This window comes from Aeromonas sp. QDB63, from assembly GCF_027707425.1.
Taxonomy (GTDB): domain Bacteria; phylum Pseudomonadota; class Gammaproteobacteria; order Enterobacterales; family Aeromonadaceae; genus Aeromonas; species Aeromonas caviae.
Map to the genome: position 1 here is coordinate 26,319 of NZ_JAPCIS010000027.1, position 20,135 is coordinate 46,453.

Here is a 20,135-nt window from a genome sequence, read left to right on the forward strand (position 1 = left end):
CAATGCGGTGCAGCCGATTTATTTTCGAAAAATAATCCTCATGCCAAGAAGGGTTTTAAGCAGCAGGCTATTTGGCAAATAAGGGTCTACTTTTGATTCTGAGAGTGCATATTCCCCCGTTTAGATATTTTGTTCTGTTGCACCATGGTTGGGCCGGATTGCACCGATTGACAGGTTTTTCTGCGGCTGGATAAGCTGCCAAAAAGCAGGGAAACGATGGCATCTCGCTAGATTTTGATGCCTGTTCGAATCAAACCACAGGGAAGAGTGACATGAAGCAGATACACAAGGCAGGTATGGTGATGGCGCTGTCGCTGATGGCAGCCAATGCGTGGGCGGACGGTACGCTGGATGCCGTCAAGAAGAAGGGATTCGTGCAGTGCGGGGTCGGTGACGGCCTGCCCGGGTTCTCCAACCCGGATGCCAAGGGAACCTGGACCGGGCTCGACGTGGATGTGTGCCGCGCCGTGGCCGCCGCGGTACTGGGGGACGCCAGCAAGGTCAAGTATGTCTCCCTCACCGCCAAGGAGCGCTTTACCGCCCTGCAGTCCGGGGAAGTGGATCTGCTCTCGCGCAATACCACCTGGACCCTGACCCGGGATGGGTCGCTGGGCCTCACGTTCGCCGGGGTGAACTACTACGACGGGCAGGGGTTCCTGGTCAAGCAGTCCCTCGGGGTCAAGAGCGCCAAGGAGCTTGACGGTGCCGCCGTCTGTATCCAGTCCGGTACCACTACCGAGCTCAACCTGGCCGACTATTTCCGCGCCAATGGCGGCATGAAGTACACCCCAGTGGTGTTCGATACCTCGGATCAGACCGTCAAGGGCTTCGAAGCTGGCCGCTGTGACGTGCTGACCTCGGATCAGTCCCAGCTCTATGCCCTCAAGATCAAGCTCACCAAGCCAGAGGAAGCCGTGGTGCTGCCGGAGGTCATCTCCAAGGAGCCGCTGGGCCCAGCCGTACGTCAGGGTGACGATCAGTGGTTCAAGGTGGTGCGCTGGAGCCTCAACGCCATGCTCAATGCCGAGGAGGCCGGAGTCACCTCTGCCAACGTGGACGAGATGCTCAAGTCCACCAATCCTGACATCCGTCGTCTGCTGGGGCTGGAAGAGCCCAAAGGGACTGTGCTGGGGCTGGATGACAAATGGGCCTACAACATCGTCAAACAGGTCGGCAACTACGGTGAATCCTTCGATCGCAACGTCGGTGCCGGTTCCCCCCTCAAGATTGATCGCGGCATCAATGCCCTCTGGAACAAGGGCGGTCTGATGTACGCGCCACCCATCCGCTGAGTCGACAGTCACCGGGGGGCCTGGCCCCCCATGTTATCCCTGGCTTTGTCGGAGTCATCCTCATGGCGTTACACGCATCAAACCATAGGAAAGAACAGGGCCGCTGGTGGTATGACGCCAAGGTGCGGGCGCTGCTCTTCCAGTGCCTGGCCATCGCGGCGGTTATCGGGTTTCTGTTCTACATCGTCAACAATGCTCTGACCAATCTGGCCACCCGTGGCATCACCACAGGCTTTGATTTTCTGGGCAACACGGCCGGTTTCGGCATCTTGCAGAGCCTCATCCCTTACGACGAGACCTATACCTTCGGTCGCACCTTCGTGGTGGGCTTGCTCAACACCCTGCTGGTCTCCGTGCTCGGCATCCTGTTTGCCACCCTGCTCGGGTTCGCACTCGGGGTCGCGCGCCTGTCGCGCAACTGGCTGGTGGCCAAGATAGCGGCCGTCTACATAGAGACGTTTCGCAACATCCCGCTGCTGCTGCAGATCTTCTTCTGGTATTTCTCGGTGCTGCGTACCCTGCCTTCCCCGCGTCAGAGCGTGGATATAGGCGGGCTCGCCTTCCTCAACGTGCGGGGCTTCTATCTGCCCAAGCCCCTGTTCGAAGAGGGATTCGGCTACGTGATCTGGGCACTGGTGCTCGCGGTGCTGCTGAGCTGGGGGCTGGGCCGCTGGGCTCGCCGCCGTCAGGCCCTGACCGGCAGGATCTTCCCGTTCTGGCGCTGTGTGGCCGCCCTGGTCATGCTGCTCCCGGGGATCACCTTCCTGCTGGCGGGCAGCCCGCTCAGCTGGAGCGTGCCTGCGCTGCAAGGGTTCAACTTCCGGGGCGGGCTGACGGTGTTGCCGGAGCTCGCGGCCCTCTTGCTGGCGCTCACCATCTATACGGCGGCCTTCATCGCCGAGATAGTGCGATCCGGCATCCTGGCCATCAGCAAGGGGCAGACGGAGGCGGCTTCCGCCCTCGGGCTCTCGCCCATCAAGACGCTGCGGCTGGTGATCATTCCCCAGGCCATGCGGGTCATCATTCCTCCCTTGACCAGCCAGTATCTGAACCTCACCAAGAACTCCTCCCTGGCGACCGCCATCGGCTACCCGGATCTGGTCTCGGTGTTCATGGGGACGACTCTCAACCAGACAGGGCAGGCCATCGAGGTCATCGCCATGACCATGGGGGTCTATCTCGTCATCAGTATCACCACCTCGGTGCTGATGAACATCTACAACCGCAGAATGACGCTGGTTGAGCGCTAGGGAGCTGTCATGTTCGTGAATGAATTGCAGGAGGCGCTGCCGCCTCCCAACCACCGTCGGGGGCCGCTCGCCTGGATCAGGCAGAACCTTTTCCCCAACTGGTGGAACGGCCTGCTGACCCTGGTGCTGGCCTATCTGTTGCTGCCACTCATCTGGTCTGCACTGGACTGGGCGCTGTTCTCGGCCACCTGGCAGGGGAGCAGCCGCGAGGCCTGCGTCCAGGGCGGTGCCTGCTGGATCTTCATCGAGAGCCGGCTGGGGCAGTATCTCTATGGCTTCTACCCGGCCGATCAGTACTGGCGCATCAACCTGACCTTCGCCGGTCTGGCGGCGCTGCTGGCCTTGCTCATCTGGCCAAAGACCCCGCGCAAGGGGTGGCTGGCGCTCTTCACCCTGCTGGTGTTCCCTGTCATCGCCTTCTTCCTCATCCATGGGGGAGCGGGGCTGGAGGTGGTGGAAACGAACCGCTGGGGCGGGCTGATGCTCACCCTGGTGCTGGCGGTGGTGGGCATAGTGGTCGCACTGCCGTTCGGCATCCTGCTGGCACTGGGGCGCCGCTCCCACATGCCGGTCATCTCCAGCCTCTGTACCGTCTACATCGAGTTCTGGCGGGCGGTGCCGCTCATTACTGTGCTCTTCATGGCGTCCGTCATGCTGCCACTGTTCATGAGTACCGAGGTGGAGCTCGACAAGCTGCTGCGGGCGCTCATCGGCATCATCCTGTTCCAGGCGGCCTATGTGGCCGAGGTGGTGAGAGGGGGGCTGCAGGCGATCCCCAAGGGGCAATATGAGGCTGGGGATGCCCTCGGGCTCTCCTACTGGAAGGTGATGGGCCTCATCATCATGCCCCAGGCCCTCAAGATCACCATTCCTTCCCTGGTGAACACCTTTATTTCCCTGTTCAAGGACACCAGCCTGGTGCTGATCATCGGGCTGTTCGATCTGCTGGCCATCTCCAAGGTGGCCCTGGCGGATCCGGCCTGGCTGGGGTATTCCACCGAAGCTTATGTCTTTATCGCCATGATCTTCTGGATGTTCTGTTTTGGCATGTCCCGCTACTCCATCTATCTGGAGCGCAAACTCAACACGGGCCACAAGCATTAGGAGTCGTTCTGATATGAAAACGGACGCAGTTGTCGAACTGAAAGAGGTCAACAAGTGGTACGGTGAGTTTCACGTGCTGCGCAACATCAACCTGCAGGTGGGCAGAGGGGAGAAGATCGTCATCTGCGGACCATCGGGCTCGGGCAAGTCCACCATGATCCGCTGCATCAACCGGCTGGAAGAGCACCAGAGCGGAGACATCCTGGTCAAGGGCACGGCCCTGACCTCGGATCTCAAGAACATCGAGACGGTGCGCCGGGAGGTGGGCATGGTGTTCCAGCACTTCAACCTCTTCCCCCATCTGACCGTGCTGGAGAACTGTTGCCTGGCACCCATCTGGGTCAAGCAGTTGCCGCGCAAGGAGGCCGAGGAGATCGCCATGAACTTCCTGCGCCGGGTGCGGATCCCCGAACAGGCGCTCAAGTATCCGGGGCAGCTCTCCGGTGGCCAGCAGCAGCGGGTCGCCATCGCCCGCAGTCTGTGCATGAATCCCCAGGTCATGCTGTTTGACGAGCCGACGTCAGCGCTGGATCCCGAGATGGTGCGGGAGGTGCTGGATGTGATGGTGGAGCTGGCCCACGAGGGGATGACCATGCTCTGCGTCACCCACGAGATGGGGTTTGCCAAGCAGGTGGCGGACAGGGTGATCTTCATGGACCGGGGGCAAATCATCGAAGAGAACGTGCCGGATCAGTTCTTTGACAACCCCCAGTCCGATCGGACCAAGCTCTTCCTCTCCCAGATCCTGCAGCACTGAGGCAGGGCACAACCTTCAGAAAAACAGCCCGCACGCTCGAATGAGCGGCGGGCAAATGTGTACATGGAAGTCGACGACAGACAGAAAGGAGTATGTCAGCCCGGCAACAGGGTGGTGGTGCGCAGATCGCGCACGGCCAGGTTGATCTGCCGGGCCAGGCTCAGCGCCTGATGACAGCTCAACGGCTTCACATCGATGATCCCCCCTTGAAACTCAAACCGCCCCAGTGCTTCAACCATGAAACTTCCATGATGGAAGCTCTTGATATATCGAGCAATTCGACGGGGAGACCACTGCTTGAACACCTTCATGGCAAGAGACCCTGTTGTTTGGACAGGGCACACTATGCCGACGGACCGTGACACTGATGTGACACTTGATAAAGATTTGTATGAATCTGTCTTGTGATCGGCTGGCGTGCAGCCCCGGCGTTGAAAAAGTAGTGAGAGTCCGGGTCCGGGGCCCGATATACTGCGGCCATTGCAGACATGACAAAGGTGCCGCACGTGGAGTGGGTGGACATAGTAGACGAGCAGGACAGGGTGATCGGGGTGGCCGAGCGCGCCAGGGTGCGTCAGGAAAACCTGCGCCATCGTGCCAGCTACATCCTGGTGCTGGATGAGGCTGAGCGCATCCTGGTGCAGCGGCGCACCCCGAGCAAGGATTTTTGCCCCGGCATGCTGGATGCCTGCGCCGGTGGCGTGGTGACCACGGGGGAGGCCATGGCCCTTTCCGCCCGGCGAGAGCTGGCCGAGGAGCTGGGGATCCGCGACGTGCCCCTGCAGGATTACGGCACCTTCTATGCCGAAGGGGAGGCGAGCTGCAGCCGCTACCGGGTCTGGGGCGGCCTGTTCAGTTGTCACTATCAGGGGCCGCTGCAACTGCAGGCCGAAGAGGTGAGCGAGGTGCACTGGATGAGCCTGGGCGAGATAGCCGATCGGGCGGACGAGTTCACGCCTGACTCCCTGCTCGCCATCGCCACCTGGCAGGCAAGGCGCCTGCCATCAGGCCAGAAATAGGGGCGACAGGCGTTCGCTCCCCGATCGCTTGGTTGCTGCTCGATGGACCCCTTCGCCTTCTGGTGGAATGGGGTAGACTGGGCCTCTTTGAACCACAGAAGGATGCGTCATCATGATCACGGTCGGTCAATCCCTGCCCGCAGGGGAATTTACCTTTATCACCGCCGAGGGCAAGCAGGTGAAGGATACCCAGGCCCTGTTTGCCGACAAGCGGGTGGTGCTCTTTGCGGTGCCCGGCGCCTTCACCCCCACCTGCTCCAACGCTCACCTGCCGGGCTACGTGGTGCTGGCCGATCAGTTCAAGGCCAAGGGGGTGGAACTGTGCTGTCTGTCGGTCAACGACGCCTTCGTGATGAAGGCGTGGCAAGAGGCCCAGAACGCCTCTGCCATCACCATGATGGCGGACGGTGACGGCAGCTGGACCCGGGCACTGGGTCTGGCCAAGGAGACCGGCGCCTTCGGCGGCGTGCGGGCCCAGCGTTTTGCCCTCATCGCCAACGACGGTGTGGTGGAGCGGCTCTTCGTGGAGGCGCCAGGCAAGTTCGAGGTGTCGGATGCCCAGAGCCTGCTGGCGGCGCTGTGAAAGATTAATCGGCGTTTGATTACACCTTGAAATAGCAAGCGACCCCGTTACACTGAGGCCGCGTTTGGATGGAGCCAGGCAACTTGCCTGGCTCTCGTGTTTGCCGTGGATGAGATAGAACAATATGACCCTGGCTTTTGTTGCCCTGATTGCCGGACTGGCGTTGCTGGTCTGGAGTGCCGACAAGTTCGTGGACGGCGCCGCCGCCACCGCCCGTTACGCCGGTATGCCGCCGCTGCTGATCGGCATGGTGATCATCGGTTTTGGTACCTCGGCCCCCGAGATGGTGGTCTCCGCGCTGGCGGCCTCCCAGGGCAATCCCGGGCTCGCGCTCGGCAATGCCTATGGCTCCAACATCACCAATATTGCCCTGATCCTGGGTCTGACCGCCCTGATCAGCCCCATTGCCGTCGCCTCCCAGGTGGTGCGCAAGGAGATCCCCATCCTGCTCGGCATCACCCTGCTCTCCGGCGCCCTGCTCATCGATGGCAATCTGGGCCGGATGGATGCCGCCATTCTGGGGGCTGTGTTCGCAGTGCTGATGGGCTGGTCCATCTGGGCCGGCATGAACGGCAAGGGGGATGCGCTGGATACTGATACTGAGGAGGACATCGTCTCCGAGGGCATGTCTCTCAAGAGCGCCATCCTCTGGCTCATCGTCGGCCTGGTGCTGCTGATCGGGGCTTCCCGTCTGCTGGTGTGGGGGGCGGTGACCATCGCCCAGGGCTTTGGCATCAGCGATCTGGTGATTGGCCTGACCATAGTTGCGGTGGGGACCTCCCTGCCGGAGCTGGCATCGTCCCTCATCGCCATTCGCAAGAACGAGCACGATCTGGCCCTTGGCAACGTGCTGGGTTCCAACCTGTTCAACACCCTGGCCGTGGTGGGCATCGCCGCCGGCATCCACCCGCTCGAGGTGGCGCCCGAAGTGCTTTCCCGCGACTGGAGCATCATGATGGGGCTGACCCTGTTGCTGCTGGTGATGTGTCTGGGCCGCAAGGGGCAGGGGCGCATCAACCGGCTGGAGGGGGGCGTGCTGCTCGCCTGCTTCGTCGCCTACACCGGCTGGCTGCTGACGAGCCAGTTCATCTAGTCTGGTGATGAAATGAAAGAGGGGACGCCGCGGCGTCCCCTCTTTTTTGTGCGCGGGTCCTGGTCTCAGGCCACGGCAACCAGCTTCTGCTTCTGGGCGCTGTCCAGGATCAGGATGCTCGCCTTGGGGAAGAAGTTGAAGGTGGAGGCGGAGGCCCAGGTGTAGGCCCCCATCACCCGACCCACCACCAGCTCGCCGATCTCGAGATCCGGCAGCATGATGCTGTCGCGGATGACGTCCACGCTGTCGCAGGTGGGGCCGGAGAGCACCGCATTGTGCAGTTCGCCGTGGGCATAGGGCGTGCTCACCGGGTAGGTAACGTGGTCGTAGAGCTGGCCGTTGTAGCTGCCGTAGAGACCGTCATCCAGGTAGTACCAGATCTTGTCGCCGCGGTGGGCCTTGCCCATCACGCTGGAAACCGAGGTCATGGCCGGCGCGCTGATGAAGCGGCCCGGCTCGGCAATCTTCTGCACCGTGGCGGGCAGCTTGGCCAGGGCCTCGCGGATCGGGGCGCAGAAACCGTCGATGTCGAACTCGCCGCCGTCATAGTCCACCGGAAAGCCGCCGCCGATGTCCAGCACCCAGGGCTTGAGCCCTAGCTCCCAGGCCTGCTCCATGATCTCGCGGCAGGCGTCGATGGCCTGCACGTGGCGACGGGCATGGGGCACCTGGGAGCCGACGTGGAATGACAGCCCCATCACCTTGATCCCCTTGGCCTGGGCCAGTTGCAGCAACGGCAGTGCCTGCTCCGGGGTGCAGCCGAACTTCTTGGAAAGATCGACCTTGGTCTCGGGGTTCGGGAAGCTGACCCGCAGCAGCAGTTTCACCTCGTCCTTGTAGGGCAGGAATTTCTCCAGCTCCAGCGGGTTGTCATAGACAAACACGGTGCAGCCGAATTCCAGGGCATAACGGATGTCGCTGTCGCGCTTGATGGGATGGGTATGGATGCAGCGCCCCGGGCGAACCCCTTGGCTGCGCACCAGATCCACTTCGCCATTGGTGGCCAGATCGAAACAGGCCCCCTCTTCCTTCAAGACAGAGACCACCGCCTCGTGGGGCAGGGGCTTGAGTGCATAATGCAAGCGCACATCGGGCAGGGCGGCCGCCAGGGCCCGATACTGTTTGCGGACGGCTGCCTTGTCGAGCAGCAGCAGGGGGGAGCCGAATTGTTCAACCAACTGACGGTAATCTTGTGCGACCAGGGTCTCGTTCATTCTCTTTTGAAAATCCTTAGGGGGCGTGATATGCCCAAGCCATATGCGATTGAACCGGCGACGGCCGGCTCAGGCGAGCGGTCCGGAGGGACCAACCAGGCACAATGCATAACTCCCTTGCGAAGTGCTTAGTTATGCGCGGGATTATCGGCTTATTGAGTTTGTGTGCAAGCATTTTGATTGGATATGTTGGCAAGTTTTTCTGGTCGAGACGAAACAGGCTCTTGATACGGGGAGCGTTCAGGGCCGTGATGGGGATCGCCCCCGAAGGGAGCTTGATAAGCTGTTGATAGTTAACGAACTAATAACATCAGGCCTGGGTGTTGCGGCCATGTAAAAAGGGGGCGCCGGGGCCAGGGAGTGCGAGACAGCTCACAGTTTTTGGATTACCATGCCCGCTTCCTAATCCAAACTAGTTCGGATGAAGGTAGCAGGAGAGCGATGGGCAACCATCCACCGAAGAAGTGAATCTTTCAGGTACCGGGCAACCGGTGTGGACTGCTACTGGACGATACTCTGGAGAGACCCGTTAGATCGGGCGCCGAAGGAGCAAGGCACCACGATTGCATCGCAATCTGGCGCCGGAAACTCTCAGGCAAAAGGACAGAGGGGATGGGATGGTTGTACCTGAGCTTGGAACTGTTCACAATCTGTCACGAGAGGTCGTCAGCAAGGTAAAGCGCCGCGCAGGAACCGGGGTGTATGTGAGTACATGAGCCTCTCGGTCCCACATAAGCGAGCTGCGCATGAGCCTTGATCACGGCCTCGCAGTAAGAGTGTGAACACATTCTTGGCCTGCATCCGATCGCCTCTGGCCGATCGCGACACCTATGGGAAGATCATCCTTCTCCTCCTTAATCGTTGTTTTTTTAAGGAGGATGCATGTCATCAATTCAATCGGCGCTCGCCGCCATCGATAGCTTTGTCTGGGGTCCCCCCCTGCTGATCCTGCTGGTCGGGACCGGTATCTACCTCACCCTGCGTCTGGGTCTGCTTCAGATTGTGCGTTTGCCGCTCGCCCTCAAGCTGGTCTTTGGTCGCGATCAGGGACAGGGCAAGCAGGGGGATGTCTCCAGCTTCGGCGCGCTCTGCACCGCCCTCTCCGCCACCATAGGCACCGGCAACATCGTCGGGGTCGCCACCGCCATCAAGCTGGGCGGCCCCGGCGCCCTGTTCTGGATGTGGATGGCCGCCCTGTTCGGCATGGCCACCAAGTACGCCGAGTGTCTGCTGGCGGTCAAATATCGCCAGCAGGACGCCAACGGCCAAATGGCGGGCGGCCCCATGTACTATCTGGAGAAGGGGCTCGGCTCCAGGCCGCTAGCCAGGCTGTTTGCCCTGTTCGGCATCGGCGTCGCCTTCTTCGGCATCGGTACCTTCCCCCAGGTCAACGCCATCAGTGATGCCATGAGCCTCTCCTTCTCGGTACCCCGTGAAGTGACCGCCGTGGTGCTGACCCTGATCGTGGCGCTGGTGACCCTGGGGGGTATCCAGTCCATCTCCAGTGTGTCGAGCAAGGTGGTGCCCTTCATGGCCATCTTCTACATCGTCGCCTGTGCCGGGGTGCTGGTGAACAATGCAGGCGCCCTGCCCGATGCGGTCATGCTGGTGATCGGGAGCGCCTTCACCGGCCATGCGGCCACCGGCGGTTTCGTCGGCGCCGGCATCATGCTGGCGATCCAGTCCGGGGTGGCGCGCGGGGTCTTCTCCAACGAGTCGGGGCTGGGTTCGGCCCCCATCGCGGCGGCGGCGGCCAAGACCGATTCCTGCGTGGAGCAGGGGCTGGTCTCCATGACCGGCACCTTCATCGACACCCTCATCATCTGCACCATGACCGGCCTGACGCTGGTGGTGACCGGGGTGTGGAGCGGCGATGCAAGCGGTGCGGCCATGACCAGTCTGGCCTTTGCCCAGGGGCTGGATGCCCATGTGGGCCAGTATCTGGTGAGCATCGGCCTCCTGTTCTTCGCCTTTACCACCATCCTTGGCTGGAACTACTACGGCGAGCGCTGCACCGAGTACCTGTTCGGGGTGAAGGCGATCAAACCCTACCGCCTCATCTATCTGGTGCTGGTGGCGAGCGGTGCCTTCCTCCATCTGGACCTGATCTGGCTCTTGGCCGACATCGTCAACGGCCTGATGGCGGTGCCCAACCTCATCGGCCTCATCGGCCTGCGCCACGTGGTGATTGCCGAGACCCGCGCCTACTTCAGTCGGGACCGGGATACGGAAGCCGAGCCCGAGCCGCAGACGGCCTGATGAGAAGCGGGCCTGCGGGCGGCCCTGTCACCGGGCCCCTGTCCATGGCGTCAACCGGGATCCGGGCTGGGATGGCAAAACCCGGGGCTTGATCCCGGCTCCTCTGACAATATCTGTGCGAAATACGCAAAAGCCACGACGCTCATCGTGGCTTTTTTGCATTTTACGCAATGAATGGCGGCGCTTGTTGCCCTCAGGGGGTCAGGGGGAGGGAATATCTCCGGTGAGCCGCTGCGCCAGCGCACTGCTCACCCGGCTCACCAGGGCCGCCTCATCCCCCTGCCAGCCAATGGCGTGGGCCAGGGTGGTGGAGGTGCCCCGAGCAAAGCGCAGCTCGCCCCCGGCCAGTTCGTAGAAGCGGCTTGCCATCCGGGTGCCCTCGTCCACATCACCCGCCACCAGCAGCATGGCCTGGGCCAGCACGGCGCCGTCGTGATCCCGGCCCGGCGCCAGCCAGCGCTGGGCGGTGCCGGTCACCTTGCGCCCTCCGATCACCAGGTTGTACTGGCCGTCGCAAAACGAGCCGGGCACGAAGTCGTAGCTGCCCGCAAGACCGTATTCCCCCAGCAGGGCGAGCAGGGGGGCCCCCAGCAGCCGGTAGTAGTGGGCCAGATCTGTGGTGGTGCGGGGCAGCATGAGGGAGAGGTTGAGGATGCCGGCGCCGTGGGGCACGGCGGTGCCGCCGCTGTCGCGCACGAACACCGGCCAGCCCTCGGCGGCAAGCTGCTCGCAGGCGGCCTGGTAGCGAGGCAAACGGGTGTCCTTGCGGGTGACGATGAGGCATTGGGGGCCCTGCCAGAGGAGGGCTCTGGGCTCGCCGTCACCGGCGCACTCCCGTAGCCAGCGCTGCTCCTCGGCCAGGATCTGGTCGGGTGTCTGGTGGGCGAGCGGCGGGGGCAGCAGGGTATAAGGCATGAAAGGCATCCTTTGGCAGAGGCTGCCAAGCACAGTACGCGCGGGGGCAAACAAGGTAAAGCCCCGCGTGGCGGGGCATTGGTGCAAGGATGGCGGAGTGTCAGGCCTGTGCGGCGGCGCGCCTGGGCAGCAGCAGATTGAGCAGGATGGCGGTGAGGCCGCCGGTGGCGACGCCGTAGGAGAGCACGCTCCTGGCCAGCTCCGGCAGGTGTTGCAGCACCTCGGGCACTTGGGCCACTCCGAGACCCATGGCGAGCGACACCGCCAGGATCATCAGGGCGCGGCGGTCCAGCTCCTCGCGGGAGATGATGCGCACCCCGGCGGCGGCGATGGTGCCGAACATGACGATGGTGGCGCCGCCGAGCACGGGTTCAGGTATTTGTTGCACAAGGCTCGCCACCGCCGGGAACAGGCCGAGCAGGGCCAGCATGGCGGCGATGAAGAGGCCGACATGGCGGCTGGCCACCCCGGTCAGCTGGATGACGCCGTTGTTCTGGGCGAAGGTGGACATGGGGAAGGTGGAGAAGACCGCCGCCAGCATGGAGTTGGCGCCGTCGGCCAGCACGCCCCCCTTGATCCGCGCCATGTAGACCGGCCCTTCCAGCGGCTCGCCGGAGATGTCGGAGGTGGCGGTCATGTCGCCGATGGCTTCCAGCGCCGTCACCACGAAGATGATGGCGAGCGGCACGAACAGCTGCCAGTCAAAGCCGAGCCCGTAGTGCAGCGGAACAGGCACCATCAGCAGCGGGCCGTCGAAGGTGGGGGCCGCCACCTTGCCCAGCAGCAGCGCCACCGCATAGCCCGCCAGCATGGCGATCATGATGGCGGAGAGGCGCAGCCAGGGGTTGCGACTGCGCTGCATCAGCACGATGAGGCCGAGCACCAGCAGGGAGAGAAAGAGGTTGGTGTGGCTGGCGAAGCTGCCGTCCGCCAGCGCGCCGTAGCCGCCCCCCATGCTGATGAGCCCTACCTTGATGAGAGTCAGGCCGATGAGCAATACCACGATGCCGGTCACCAGCGGGGTGATGATCCGTTTGACCAGGTGCAGGAAGCGGCTCATGACGACGATGGTGAGGGCCGCTGCCAGCATGGTGCCGAACAGGGTACCCAGCAGATCGTCGGTGGGCATGGCCGCCTGCTTGAGGGCGAGGCCGGAGGCGATGATGGGACCGAGGAAGTTGAAGCTGGTGCCCTGTACCGAGAGCAGGCCGGAACCGAGGGGGCCGAAACGGCGGGTCTGGATGAAGGAGGCGATGCCGGACATGACCAGGGACATGGAGACGATGTAGCGGGTGTCGTCGGCGGGGAGGCCGAGGGCATTGGCGATGATGAGGGGCGGGGTGATGATGGCGACAAACATGGCGAGCATATGCTGCAGGGCGGCGAACAGGGTCTGGGGCAGGGGGGGGACATCCTCGATGCCGTAGACCAGTTCGCTGTGGGCTCGACTGGGGGGATGGGCCTCTCGGATGGCGCTTGGGGCGGCAGCCTGTTCCATAAATACCTCGAATGTGTGGGGGGAGGGGAGAAAATTGGGCGCTATTTTAGTGATTGGCATCGCGCTTTCCAGCGCTAATTGAGCGCAAACTCGTTTATTTCCTGATGGGTTGAAACGTTTTCCTGTGGCGATTAAGATCCGCCGGTTTGTGTGAGACCGATCCCTCACAAAGGGGAGGGAGGCTGATGCATCAGGATGGGGACGGTGTAGAATGAGCCCTCGGTTCGAAGATGGAGACTCTGGATGCTGAAGCTGTCGGAGTTCTGGAGTGCCCGCGCCCACTCCGAAGATTTTACCCTGACCCGGATGGGCTTCATGACGGTGCGGCTGCGGCTGCTCACCTGTCTGCTGATGGCGGGGCTCCCGAGCTGGGCCCTGGTGGACTGGCTGACCCTGCCAGCCATCCAGTTCGAGGCGCTGTTCCAGGTCAGGATCTTCTGCCTGCTGGCCCTCTCGCCCCTCATCCCCCTCTCCTATCTCATCCACTTCAAGCGCGAGCGCATGAAGCTGGCGCTCGGTTACCTGATGGCGGTGATGATGCTCTTCTCCCTCATCTGCCTGCACAGCTTCGGCGCGGATCAGGAGATGCAGGCGGGCTACATGGCCTTCCCCTATCTGCTCATCAGCCTGTTCGCCATCTTTCCCATTCCCCTCTCCCTCAGCCTGCAACTGGCGGGGGGGATCCTGGCCACCATGCTGGCGGGCAACTGGTTGCTGGTGGGCCAGCCTCTCTGGAGCGTGCAGACCCTCAACCAGGTCTGGCTGCTGGGGCTCTTTGCCATCGCCAGCGCCTGGGTGCAGTGCGGCCAGCTCAACATGCTGCTGCAACTCTATCGGGAATCCACCACGGACGAGCTGACCGGCATGATGAACCGCCGCCTGCTGATGAAGCAGCTCGAGAAGGCGAGGGCCGCCATGATCCGCAAACAGGCTCCCTTCGCGGTGCTGCTGCTGGATCTGGACCGCTTCAAGCGCATCAACGACACCTTCGGCCATCTGGCGGGGGATGCGGTGCTCAAGGAGGTGGCGGCCACCCTGTCGGAGCAGCTGGAGCCCGGCATGGTGCTCGGGCGTTACGGCGGGGAGGCGTTTGCCATCCTGTTGCCCGGTTGCACGGATCTGGCACAGGCCAAGCGGGTGGCGGAGCGGCTGCGGGTCGCGGTGGAGGCGAGGTTGGTGAAAAGCCCCACCTCCGACGAGCTGCTGGAGGTGACGGTGAGCATCGGTCTGACCCTGGCCCAGCGTGGCGAGGGGGTGGCGGATCTGCTCAACCGGGCGGACGAGTGCCTCTACATGGCCAAGATGGCGGGTCGTAACTGCGTGGTGGCCGAGGCAGGGAAACCCGCGGGCGATGCAGGGCGCACAAAAACGGATGCCGCCTGAGGGCGGCATCCGGTGATGACGGGGCTGGCGTCAGGCCAGGGTGTATTTGCCGGAGAGCTGCTGGGCCAGCAGCTTGAACATGTTGAACACCGCCATGGTCTTGCCGGTCGGGGTGCCGTCCTCTGCCAGGAAGAACTCCCCCTTGAACACCAGAATGTCCCCCTTCTGCTCCACCGAGTCGGCGCGCATGCCGTGGATGAAGTCCTCGTGTTCACGAATGATCTTGTTGGCCATCTCCAGCAGGGCAGTCTCGGTGATCCGCTCTTTTTGTGGTTGCATGCTCGTCTCCTTAAACGACTACTGGGCAGGGGCACAAGGGTCGGCATGGCCGGCGCACCCCGCCTCTGATTGAAGAGGGGGCCAGCATACTGCAAAGCGGGATTTTCTGTCATTGATATGACCCCGCATTTTCCCGCTTTGCGCTCTTCCCTTATCCCAGCACCAGATTGCGCAGCCAGCGCCGCTGGCGAATGCGGCGCTGCACCAGCAGCACCTTGGAGAGCTCCTCCAGCAGGACCACCGCCACCACCCAGGAGAGGGGCCAGCCCAGCAGGCTGACCGCCACCCAGGCCAGCGGCAGGCCGATGCACCACATGCCGACGATGTCGATGAAGATGCTGTAGTTGACGTCCCCCCCCGAGCGCAGCACCCCGACGATCCCCACCATGTTGAACACCTTGAGCAGCATGCCCAGACACATGATGGCGAGCACCTGGCCGGCCTCAGTCATCAGCTCGCCCGGCAGGTTGCCGACCCATTGCAGCAGGCTGCCCTGCATCAGCCAGACGGCGGTCCCCACCAGCAGGGCGCCGACGGGGGCAAGCAGCAGGAAGAGCTGGGAGTGCTGCCAGGCCTCGTCATACTCCTCTGCCCCGAGCCGGTGACCGAGCAGGGTGGAGCAGGCCACCGCCAGCCCGAAGAAGAGGGAGATGAGGATGCTCTCCAGCGTGCCGAGGGTGGTCATGATGGCCAGGGCGTCGGTGCCAAGGTGCGCGTAGAGGAAGCCGTAGAGCAGCATGCCGAAGGCCCAGAGCCCGTCGTGCAGCAACAGCGGCAGGGCGATCAGGGTGAAGCGCACCACCTCCTTGCGCCTGAAGGCGGCGAGCCAGTCTTGCTTGCGCGGGATGAGACGGGGCTCTGCACGCCACACATAGGCAAGCAGCAGCGCGGTCTGTAGCAGGCGCGAAAGGGTGGTGCCCCAGGCGGAGCCGGCTACTCCCATGGCCTCGGCGCCGAAATGGCCGAAGATGAGGGCATAGTTGAGGATGACGTTGGCGATGATGGCGATGATGCCGATACGGGTCGGCGCCGCGGCATTGCCCACCGAGCGCAGGGCCGACTCCAGGGGCACCACCACGGCGGTGCAGAGGATGGTGGCGCCGGTGATCATCAGGAACTCGTCGGCCAGCTCGCGCAGCGCGGGCTCCTGGCTGGCAAACCCGAGCACGCTGCCCGGTGAGAACACATAGACGAGGGCAAAGGGCAGGCTCACCGCCAGGGCGCCCACCAGGGCCAGGGCTAGGGAGCGGCGCACCCCGGCCATCTCGCCACGGCCGAAATATTGTGCTGCCAACACCGAGACCCCGCCCGAGAGCCCCGCTATCACCAGCAGATTGAAGAAGAAGACCCGGTTGCCCAAGCCGACCGCCGCCACAGCCGTGGTGCCGAGCTGGCTCACCATAATGATGTCGATGAGGCCGAGCAGGGAGAACATCATGGATTGCAGCGAAACCGGCAGGGCCAGTCGCCACAGTCGCGTCATGAACTCGCGATCGGTGGTTTGTTTTAAAATCGCTTGCCAATAATTCATTTATGTTAACCGGGTTGGTAAAAATCAGGGTTTGTCGTGGGTATGATAGGGGTGATATCGGGAGGCTTCACTGTGAGCCTCTCTCGGCTTTCTTGTGCAAAACTATCCTGTTGAGGTGCTATGCCATTTATCAGCGAGTGTCTGGAAATCGCCCCGGCCTGCGAAGAGCGGATGCTGGGACGCGAAGGGCTGCCCCTGCTTGGGGAGGCAGGCGTCTTCCTGACCGGCCTCTCGACGATACGGGAGCACTACCTTATCCGCCGCAACCGACCGGAGTTTCATATCCTGATGGTGAGCCATGACGAGGGGGGCGCCCTGCTCACCGATGGCGGGGAGCAGCCCATCCCGGCGGGAGCCCTGGTCTTTCTCCCGGCCGCCGTGCCGGGGGGCCTCAGGCTGGTGGGGGAAGCCTGGCATACCAGCTGGATCCTGCTGGACGACGTGCCGCGCTGGCAGCATCTGCACCGGCTTGGCCATCGCATCTGGCAGGGGGAGGAGGGGGAGCAGCTCTACCACCTGCTCAGCCTGATGCAGGGGGAGGGAATACGTTCGCCGCTCCAGCCCCAGCTGCTGAGCCTGCTGCTGGCGCTCTTGGAGCGGACCCTGCAGGGGGAGGTGCGCGGCACGCCGGAGTTGCGGCTACAGGCGCTGTTTCGGCGGGTGGAGGCACGTCTGGACGAGCCCTGGAGCGTGGCCCTGCTGGCCGACCAGATGGCCTGCTCGGTGCCCCATCTGCACCGGCTCTGCCAGCAGGTGTTCGGCATGGGCCCCATGGCCTGGCTCACAGGGCTTCGCATGAACAAGGCGCGCCAGTTGCTGCTCTACACCAACTGGCCGCTGGCCGAGCTGGCGGCCCGGGTCGGATACAGCGACGGCGCCAACTTTGCCAACCGTTTTCGGCGTCTGACGGGTCAGACTCCGGGGGCCTTTCGTCGACTGGGTCGCAAACCTTTCGCAAGGGAGGTGCAAACCCTTTGAAATTGTTGGCTCAAGCCCATAGGATCGACGGGCCACACAGTCAAGGTACAGATCCATGTTTGAAGATAATAATCAGAAACGTCCCCTCTACATTCCCTACGCAGGTCCAGCCCTGCTGGAGACGCCGTTGCTCAACAAGGGCAGCGCCTTCACCAGCGAAGAACGCAGCAGCTTCAATCTGGAAGGTCTGCTGCCCCAGAACATCGAAACCATCGAAGAGCAGGCAGAGCGTGCCTATCGCCAGTTCATGGCGTTTGGCAATGACATGGATAAGCACATCTATTTGCGCAACATCCAGGATACCAACGAAACGCTCTTCTACCGCCTGCTGAACAACCACCTCACCGAAATGCTGCCGGTCATCTACACCCCGACGGTCGGCAAGGCGTGCGAGGAGTTCTCCAACATCTATCGTCGTGCTCGCGGCCTCTTCATCTCCTATCCGGACAAGGACAGGATCGATGACATGCTGCAAAACGCCACCAAGCAGAACGTCAAGGTGATCGTGGTCACCGACGGCGAACGCATCCTGGGCCTCGGGGATCAGGGCATCGGCGGCATGGGCATTCCCATCGGCAAGCTCTCCCTCTACACCGCCTGTGGCGGCATCTCCCCGGCCTACTGCCTGCCGGTGGTGCTGGATGTGGGCACCAACAACCAGCAGCTGCTGAACGACCCCTTCTACATGGGGTGGCGCCATCCGCGCATCTCCGGCGAAGAGTACGACGAGTTCGTCGATGCCTTCATCCAGGCGGTCAAGCGCCGCTGGCCGGACATCCTGCTGCAGTTCGAGGATTTCGCCCAGGGCAATGCCACCCCGCTGCTCAACCGCTACAAGGATGAGCTGTGCTGCTTCAACGATGACATTCAGGGGACTGCCGCGGTGACCCTGGGCAGCCTCATCGCCGCCTGCAAGGCCTCCGGTGCCAAGCTCTCCGAGAAGCGGGTCGCCTTCCTCGGGGCGGGCAGTGCCGGGTGCGGCATTGCCGAGCAAATCGTGGCGCAGATGAAGGCCGAAGGGCTGACCGACGCCGAGGCGCGGGGCCGGGTCTTCATGGTGGACCGATTCGGTCTCATTACCGACAAGATCCCCAACCAGCTCGACTTCCAGCGCAAGCTCTCCCAGCCGGTCGAGCGGATCAAGGAGTGGCCGGTGGGTGACAACATCTCCCTGCTGGAGGTGATGGAACACGGTCGCCCGGACATCCTGATCGGGGTCTCCGGCCAGCCCGGCCTCTTCACCGAAGAAGTGGTCAAGACCATGCACAAGCACTGTGCCCGTCCCATCATCTTCCCGCTCTCCAACCCCACTTCCCGGGTGGAAGCCACCCCGGCGGATCTCATTCGTTGGACCGACGGCCAGGTGCTGGTCGCCACCGGCAGCCCGTTCGCACCGGTGGAGTACAAGGGCAAGCGCTACGTCATCGCCCAGTGCAACAACTCCTTCATCTTCCCGGGTATCGGCCTTGGGGTGATCGCCTCCGGTGCCAACCGGGTGACCGATGCCATGCTGATGTCGGCCAGCCGCGCTCTGGCGGATTGTTCACCCCTGGTGAAGGGGGAAGAGGGCTCCTTGCTGCCGGATCTGGCGGACATCCATCAGGTCTCCCGCTACATCGCCAAGATGGTGGCCAAGACCGCCATGTTGCAGGGCAAGGCGGTGCAGACCCCCGATGATGTGATCGATCAGGCCATCGAGGCGAACTTCTGGCGCCCCGAGTACCGCCGCTATCGTCGTACTTCCTTCTGATCCCAAGGGGACAGACACGCAGAAGGGATGCCTCGGCATCCCTTTTTTGTGCACGGCTGTGAAGGAAGAGGAGGTTATTGTGCCGGTTGCTCGGCGGGGGCGGGCTCGGCGGGATTGCTGACACCGGTGACCCGGATTTCGACCCGGCGATCCGGGGCCAGGCAGTCGATGAGGGCAGCCCTGGCCTTGATGGCATCACACTGGGTGCCGGTGACCGGGTTGCTCTCGCCGTTGCCCTGAATGCTCACCTTGTCGGCGGGCAGCCCCTTGCCAATCAGGAAGTTGGCGACCGTGCTTGCACGGGCCTCCGACAGTGCCTGGTTGTTGGCATCCGAGCCGATGCGGTCGGTGTAGCCCATCACCATGGCGTTGCCATCTTTGGGTTTGACGTCGACGATCTGCTGGTAGAGGGCGTCGAGTGCCTGCATCCCCTCCGGTTTGAGCTCCGCCTTGCCAAAGGCAAACAGCACATCCGAACTCAGGTTGAAGGTCTGATCCACCGGCTCGGGAGCCGGGGGCGGCGGTGCCACGACCAGAGGCGCGGCCACCGGCACTGCGGCGACGGTGCGATTGGGGTGAAGCACCAGCTCGATGGTGGCGGTACTGATGTCGCTGACCCAGCGTTTGCTACCGCTGCCCACCTTGTCGTTGTCAGGATCGTCCCCGACTCGCACCATGTAGCGGTAGCGGGTCTGGATGTCTACCCAGTCGCTCAGTCTGGCGGTCAGTCCCAGACCCGCCAGGGGAGCCAGATTGTCATCTCCCCCGTTGACGGAGTCGACGTGATAGAGATAACCGCCCCCTTCGGCAAAGACAGAGAAGATGTCCCCCAGCGGCAAACGGCCAATGACCGACAGGGTGGCCCCTTTGCTGTTGAAGTCCTGGCCGGCAATATCCCAGTCACCGGTGGAGAGGTAGCCGAGCTCTGCCCCCAGATTCTCGTTGTAGTTGTAGCCGACAAAGGCGTTAATGGCGGTTGCGTCCTTGCCGACGTCCTGGCTGAAATCATCGATGTCATGGGCAAAGGCCCAGCCACCCCCAGCCCCCACATACCAGTCGTGAACAGGTGCCGCCTGGGCGGCACTCGTCGCCAGTGCCAATGCAATCCACACAGGTTTCAGTCTTATGTTCATCGCGTATCCTCGTCGATGTTGGGTGTTATAGGGCTCCCAGCCCTTTGCTATGTATAGCCAACATTATGTATAGGCGATGTGAGCGCTTTAACCATTT

18 protein-coding genes and 1 riboswitch are annotated in these 20,135 nt (G+C 62.7%); of the genes, 11 read left to right on the plus strand and 7 right to left on the minus strand.

Annotation, left to right across the window (positions count from 1 at the left end; genetic code table 11):
* Positions 1-272: 272 nt before the first annotated feature.
* The 4 genes from PG879_RS15460 to PG879_RS15475 all read left to right on the plus strand — a co-directional run bounded on the left by PG879_RS15460 (position 273) and on the right by PG879_RS15475 (position 4,403).
* Positions 273-1,292 carry an amino acid ABC transporter substrate-binding protein gene (locus tag PG879_RS15460; protein WP_010673482.1) on the plus strand — a complete coding sequence of 340 codons (1,020 nt, stop codon included), beginning with the start codon at positions 273-275 and terminating at the stop codon, positions 1,290-1,292.
* A 62-nt stretch (positions 1,293-1,354) separates the two neighbouring features.
* Positions 1,355-2,542 (plus strand): amino acid ABC transporter permease, encoded by a 1,188-nt coding sequence (locus PG879_RS15465; protein ID WP_236729495.1) that lies wholly within the window; start codon positions 1,355-1,357, stop codon positions 2,540-2,542.
* Between the two features lie 9 nt (positions 2,543-2,551).
* Positions 2,552-3,646: an amino acid ABC transporter permease gene (locus PG879_RS15470; protein WP_010673484.1), complete on the plus strand. Its 1,095-nt coding sequence runs from the start codon at positions 2,552-2,554 to the stop codon at positions 3,644-3,646.
* A 13-nt stretch (positions 3,647-3,659) separates the two neighbouring features.
* A complete protein-coding gene (locus PG879_RS15475) occupies positions 3,660-4,403 on the plus strand; it encodes an amino acid ABC transporter ATP-binding protein (protein WP_010673485.1) in 744 nt (247 codons plus the stop codon).
* 95 nt (positions 4,404-4,498) lie between these two features.
* On the opposite strand, the gene PG879_RS15480 is transcribed toward PG879_RS15475, so the two are convergent.
* Positions 4,499-4,714, minus strand: coding sequence for a DUF1107 family protein (locus PG879_RS15480; RefSeq protein WP_010673486.1), 216 nt, complete (start codon positions 4,712-4,714; stop codon positions 4,499-4,501).
* Positions 4,715-4,891: 177 nt separating this feature from the next.
* Here PG879_RS15480 and yfcD point away from each other — a divergent pair, with 177 nt between their 5' ends.
* The 3 genes from yfcD to PG879_RS15495 all read left to right on the plus strand — a co-directional run bounded on the left by yfcD (position 4,892) and on the right by PG879_RS15495 (position 7,098).
* A complete protein-coding gene (gene yfcD, locus PG879_RS15485; protein ID WP_080990053.1) occupies positions 4,892-5,422 on the plus strand; it encodes an NUDIX hydrolase YfcD in 531 nt (176 codons plus the stop codon).
* Between the two features lie 112 nt (positions 5,423-5,534).
* Complete coding sequence (locus PG879_RS15490) at positions 5,535-6,005, plus strand: peroxiredoxin (protein ID WP_052816154.1); 471 nt, start codon at positions 5,535-5,537, stop codon at positions 6,003-6,005.
* A gap of 124 nt (positions 6,006-6,129) precedes the next feature.
* Positions 6,130-7,098 (plus strand): calcium/sodium antiporter, encoded by a 969-nt coding sequence (locus PG879_RS15495; protein WP_010673489.1) that lies wholly within the window; start codon positions 6,130-6,132, stop codon positions 7,096-7,098.
* A 65-nt stretch (positions 7,099-7,163) separates the two neighbouring features.
* Here the strand turns inward: PG879_RS15495 and PG879_RS15500 are convergent, their stop codons facing one another.
* Positions 7,164-8,312: a type III PLP-dependent enzyme gene (locus tag PG879_RS15500; RefSeq protein WP_010673490.1), complete on the minus strand. Its 1,149-nt coding sequence runs from the start codon at positions 8,310-8,312 to the stop codon at positions 7,164-7,166.
* Positions 8,313-8,818: 506 nt separating this feature from the next.
* Positions 8,819-8,929: riboswitch (glycine riboswitch) on the plus strand.
* Between the two features lie 265 nt (positions 8,930-9,194).
* Between PG879_RS15500 and PG879_RS15505 the strand changes: the two genes are divergently transcribed.
* Positions 9,195-10,571: an alanine/glycine:cation symporter family protein gene (locus PG879_RS15505; protein WP_210601660.1), complete on the plus strand. Its 1,377-nt coding sequence runs from the start codon at positions 9,195-9,197 to the stop codon at positions 10,569-10,571.
* A 201-nt stretch (positions 10,572-10,772) separates the two neighbouring features.
* Here PG879_RS15505 and PG879_RS15510 read toward each other — a convergent pair whose 3' ends face one another.
* Positions 10,773-11,486, minus strand: a complete 714-nt coding sequence (locus tag PG879_RS15510; protein WP_210601659.1) for a lipoyl protein ligase domain-containing protein — start codon at positions 11,484-11,486, stop codon at positions 10,773-10,775.
* Between the two features lie 100 nt (positions 11,487-11,586).
* Positions 11,587-12,984, minus strand: coding sequence for a nucleobase:cation symporter-2 family protein (locus PG879_RS15515; RefSeq protein ID WP_210601658.1), 1,398 nt, complete (start codon positions 12,982-12,984; stop codon positions 11,587-11,589).
* 243 nt (positions 12,985-13,227) lie between these two features.
* On the opposite strand from PG879_RS15515, the gene PG879_RS15520 reads away from it, so the two are divergent.
* Positions 13,228-14,367: a GGDEF domain-containing protein gene (locus tag PG879_RS15520; protein WP_270830381.1), complete on the plus strand. Its 1,140-nt coding sequence runs from the start codon at positions 13,228-13,230 to the stop codon at positions 14,365-14,367.
* 30 nt (positions 14,368-14,397) lie between these two features.
* Here PG879_RS15520 and PG879_RS15525 read toward each other — a convergent pair whose 3' ends face one another.
* Together PG879_RS15525 and PG879_RS15530 are read right to left on the minus strand one after the other, a co-directional pair.
* Entirely contained in the window at positions 14,398-14,646 is a 249-nt protein-coding gene (locus PG879_RS15525; RefSeq protein ID WP_010673495.1) for a YciN family protein, read from the minus strand.
* Between the two features lie 151 nt (positions 14,647-14,797).
* On the minus strand, positions 14,798-16,177 hold the full coding sequence (locus PG879_RS15530) for an MATE family efflux transporter (protein WP_210601656.1): 1,380 nt from the start codon (positions 16,175-16,177) through the stop codon (positions 14,798-14,800).
* A 120-nt stretch (positions 16,178-16,297) separates the two neighbouring features.
* On the opposite strand from PG879_RS15530, the gene PG879_RS15535 reads away from it, so the two are divergent.
* Complete coding sequence (locus PG879_RS15535) at positions 16,298-17,155, plus strand: helix-turn-helix transcriptional regulator (protein WP_041213342.1); 858 nt, start codon at positions 16,298-16,300, stop codon at positions 17,153-17,155.
* Positions 17,156-17,210: 55 nt separating this feature from the next.
* Complete coding sequence (locus PG879_RS15540) at positions 17,211-18,905, plus strand: NAD-dependent malic enzyme (protein ID WP_039039301.1); 1,695 nt, start codon at positions 17,211-17,213, stop codon at positions 18,903-18,905.
* A gap of 74 nt (positions 18,906-18,979) precedes the next feature.
* On the opposite strand, the gene PG879_RS15545 is transcribed toward PG879_RS15540, so the two are convergent.
* On the minus strand, positions 18,980-20,038 hold the full coding sequence (locus tag PG879_RS15545; RefSeq protein ID WP_201934837.1) for an OmpA family protein: 1,059 nt from the start codon (positions 20,036-20,038) through the stop codon (positions 18,980-18,982).
* Positions 20,039-20,135: the final 97 nt, after the last annotated feature.

Excerpts from the sequence above, each read along its gene's own strand:
- PG879_RS15460 (WP_010673482.1), top strand. The coding sequence starts at position 273 with ATGAAGCAGATACACAAGGCAGGTATGGTGATGGCGCTGTCGCTGATG.
- PG879_RS15465 (WP_236729495.1), top strand. The coding sequence starts at position 1,355 with ATGGCGTTACACGCATCAAACCATAGGAAAGAACAGGGCCGCTGGTGG.
- PG879_RS15470 (WP_010673484.1), top strand. The coding sequence starts at position 2,552 with ATGTTCGTGAATGAATTGCAGGAGGCGCTGCCGCCTCCCAACCACCGT.
- PG879_RS15475 (WP_010673485.1), top strand. The coding sequence starts at position 3,660 with ATGAAAACGGACGCAGTTGTCGAACTGAAAGAGGTCAACAAGTGGTAC.
- PG879_RS15480 (WP_010673486.1), bottom strand. The coding sequence starts at position 4,714 with ATGAAGGTGTTCAAGCAGTGGTCTCCCCGTCGAATTGCTCGATATATC.
- yfcD (WP_080990053.1), top strand. The coding sequence starts at position 4,892 with ATGACAAAGGTGCCGCACGTGGAGTGGGTGGACATAGTAGACGAGCAG.
- PG879_RS15490 (WP_052816154.1), top strand. The coding sequence starts at position 5,535 with ATGATCACGGTCGGTCAATCCCTGCCCGCAGGGGAATTTACCTTTATC.
- PG879_RS15495 (WP_010673489.1), top strand. The coding sequence starts at position 6,130 with ATGACCCTGGCTTTTGTTGCCCTGATTGCCGGACTGGCGTTGCTGGTC.
- PG879_RS15500 (WP_010673490.1), bottom strand. The coding sequence starts at position 8,312 with ATGAACGAGACCCTGGTCGCACAAGATTACCGTCAGTTGGTTGAACAA.
- PG879_RS15505 (WP_210601660.1), top strand. The coding sequence starts at position 9,195 with ATGTCATCAATTCAATCGGCGCTCGCCGCCATCGATAGCTTTGTCTGG.
- PG879_RS15510 (WP_210601659.1), bottom strand. The coding sequence starts at position 11,486 with ATGCCTTATACCCTGCTGCCCCCGCCGCTCGCCCACCAGACACCCGAC.
- PG879_RS15515 (WP_210601658.1), bottom strand. The coding sequence starts at position 12,984 with ATGGAACAGGCTGCCGCCCCAAGCGCCATCCGAGAGGCCCATCCCCCC.
- PG879_RS15520 (WP_270830381.1), top strand. The coding sequence starts at position 13,228 with ATGCTGAAGCTGTCGGAGTTCTGGAGTGCCCGCGCCCACTCCGAAGAT.
- PG879_RS15525 (WP_010673495.1), bottom strand. The coding sequence starts at position 14,646 with ATGCAACCACAAAAAGAGCGGATCACCGAGACTGCCCTGCTGGAGATG.
- PG879_RS15530 (WP_210601656.1), bottom strand. The coding sequence starts at position 16,177 with ATGAATTATTGGCAAGCGATTTTAAAACAAACCACCGATCGCGAGTTC.
- PG879_RS15535 (WP_041213342.1), top strand. The coding sequence starts at position 16,298 with ATGCCATTTATCAGCGAGTGTCTGGAAATCGCCCCGGCCTGCGAAGAG.
- PG879_RS15540 (WP_039039301.1), top strand. The coding sequence starts at position 17,211 with ATGTTTGAAGATAATAATCAGAAACGTCCCCTCTACATTCCCTACGCA.
- PG879_RS15545 (WP_201934837.1), bottom strand. The coding sequence starts at position 20,038 with ATGAACATAAGACTGAAACCTGTGTGGATTGCATTGGCACTGGCGACG.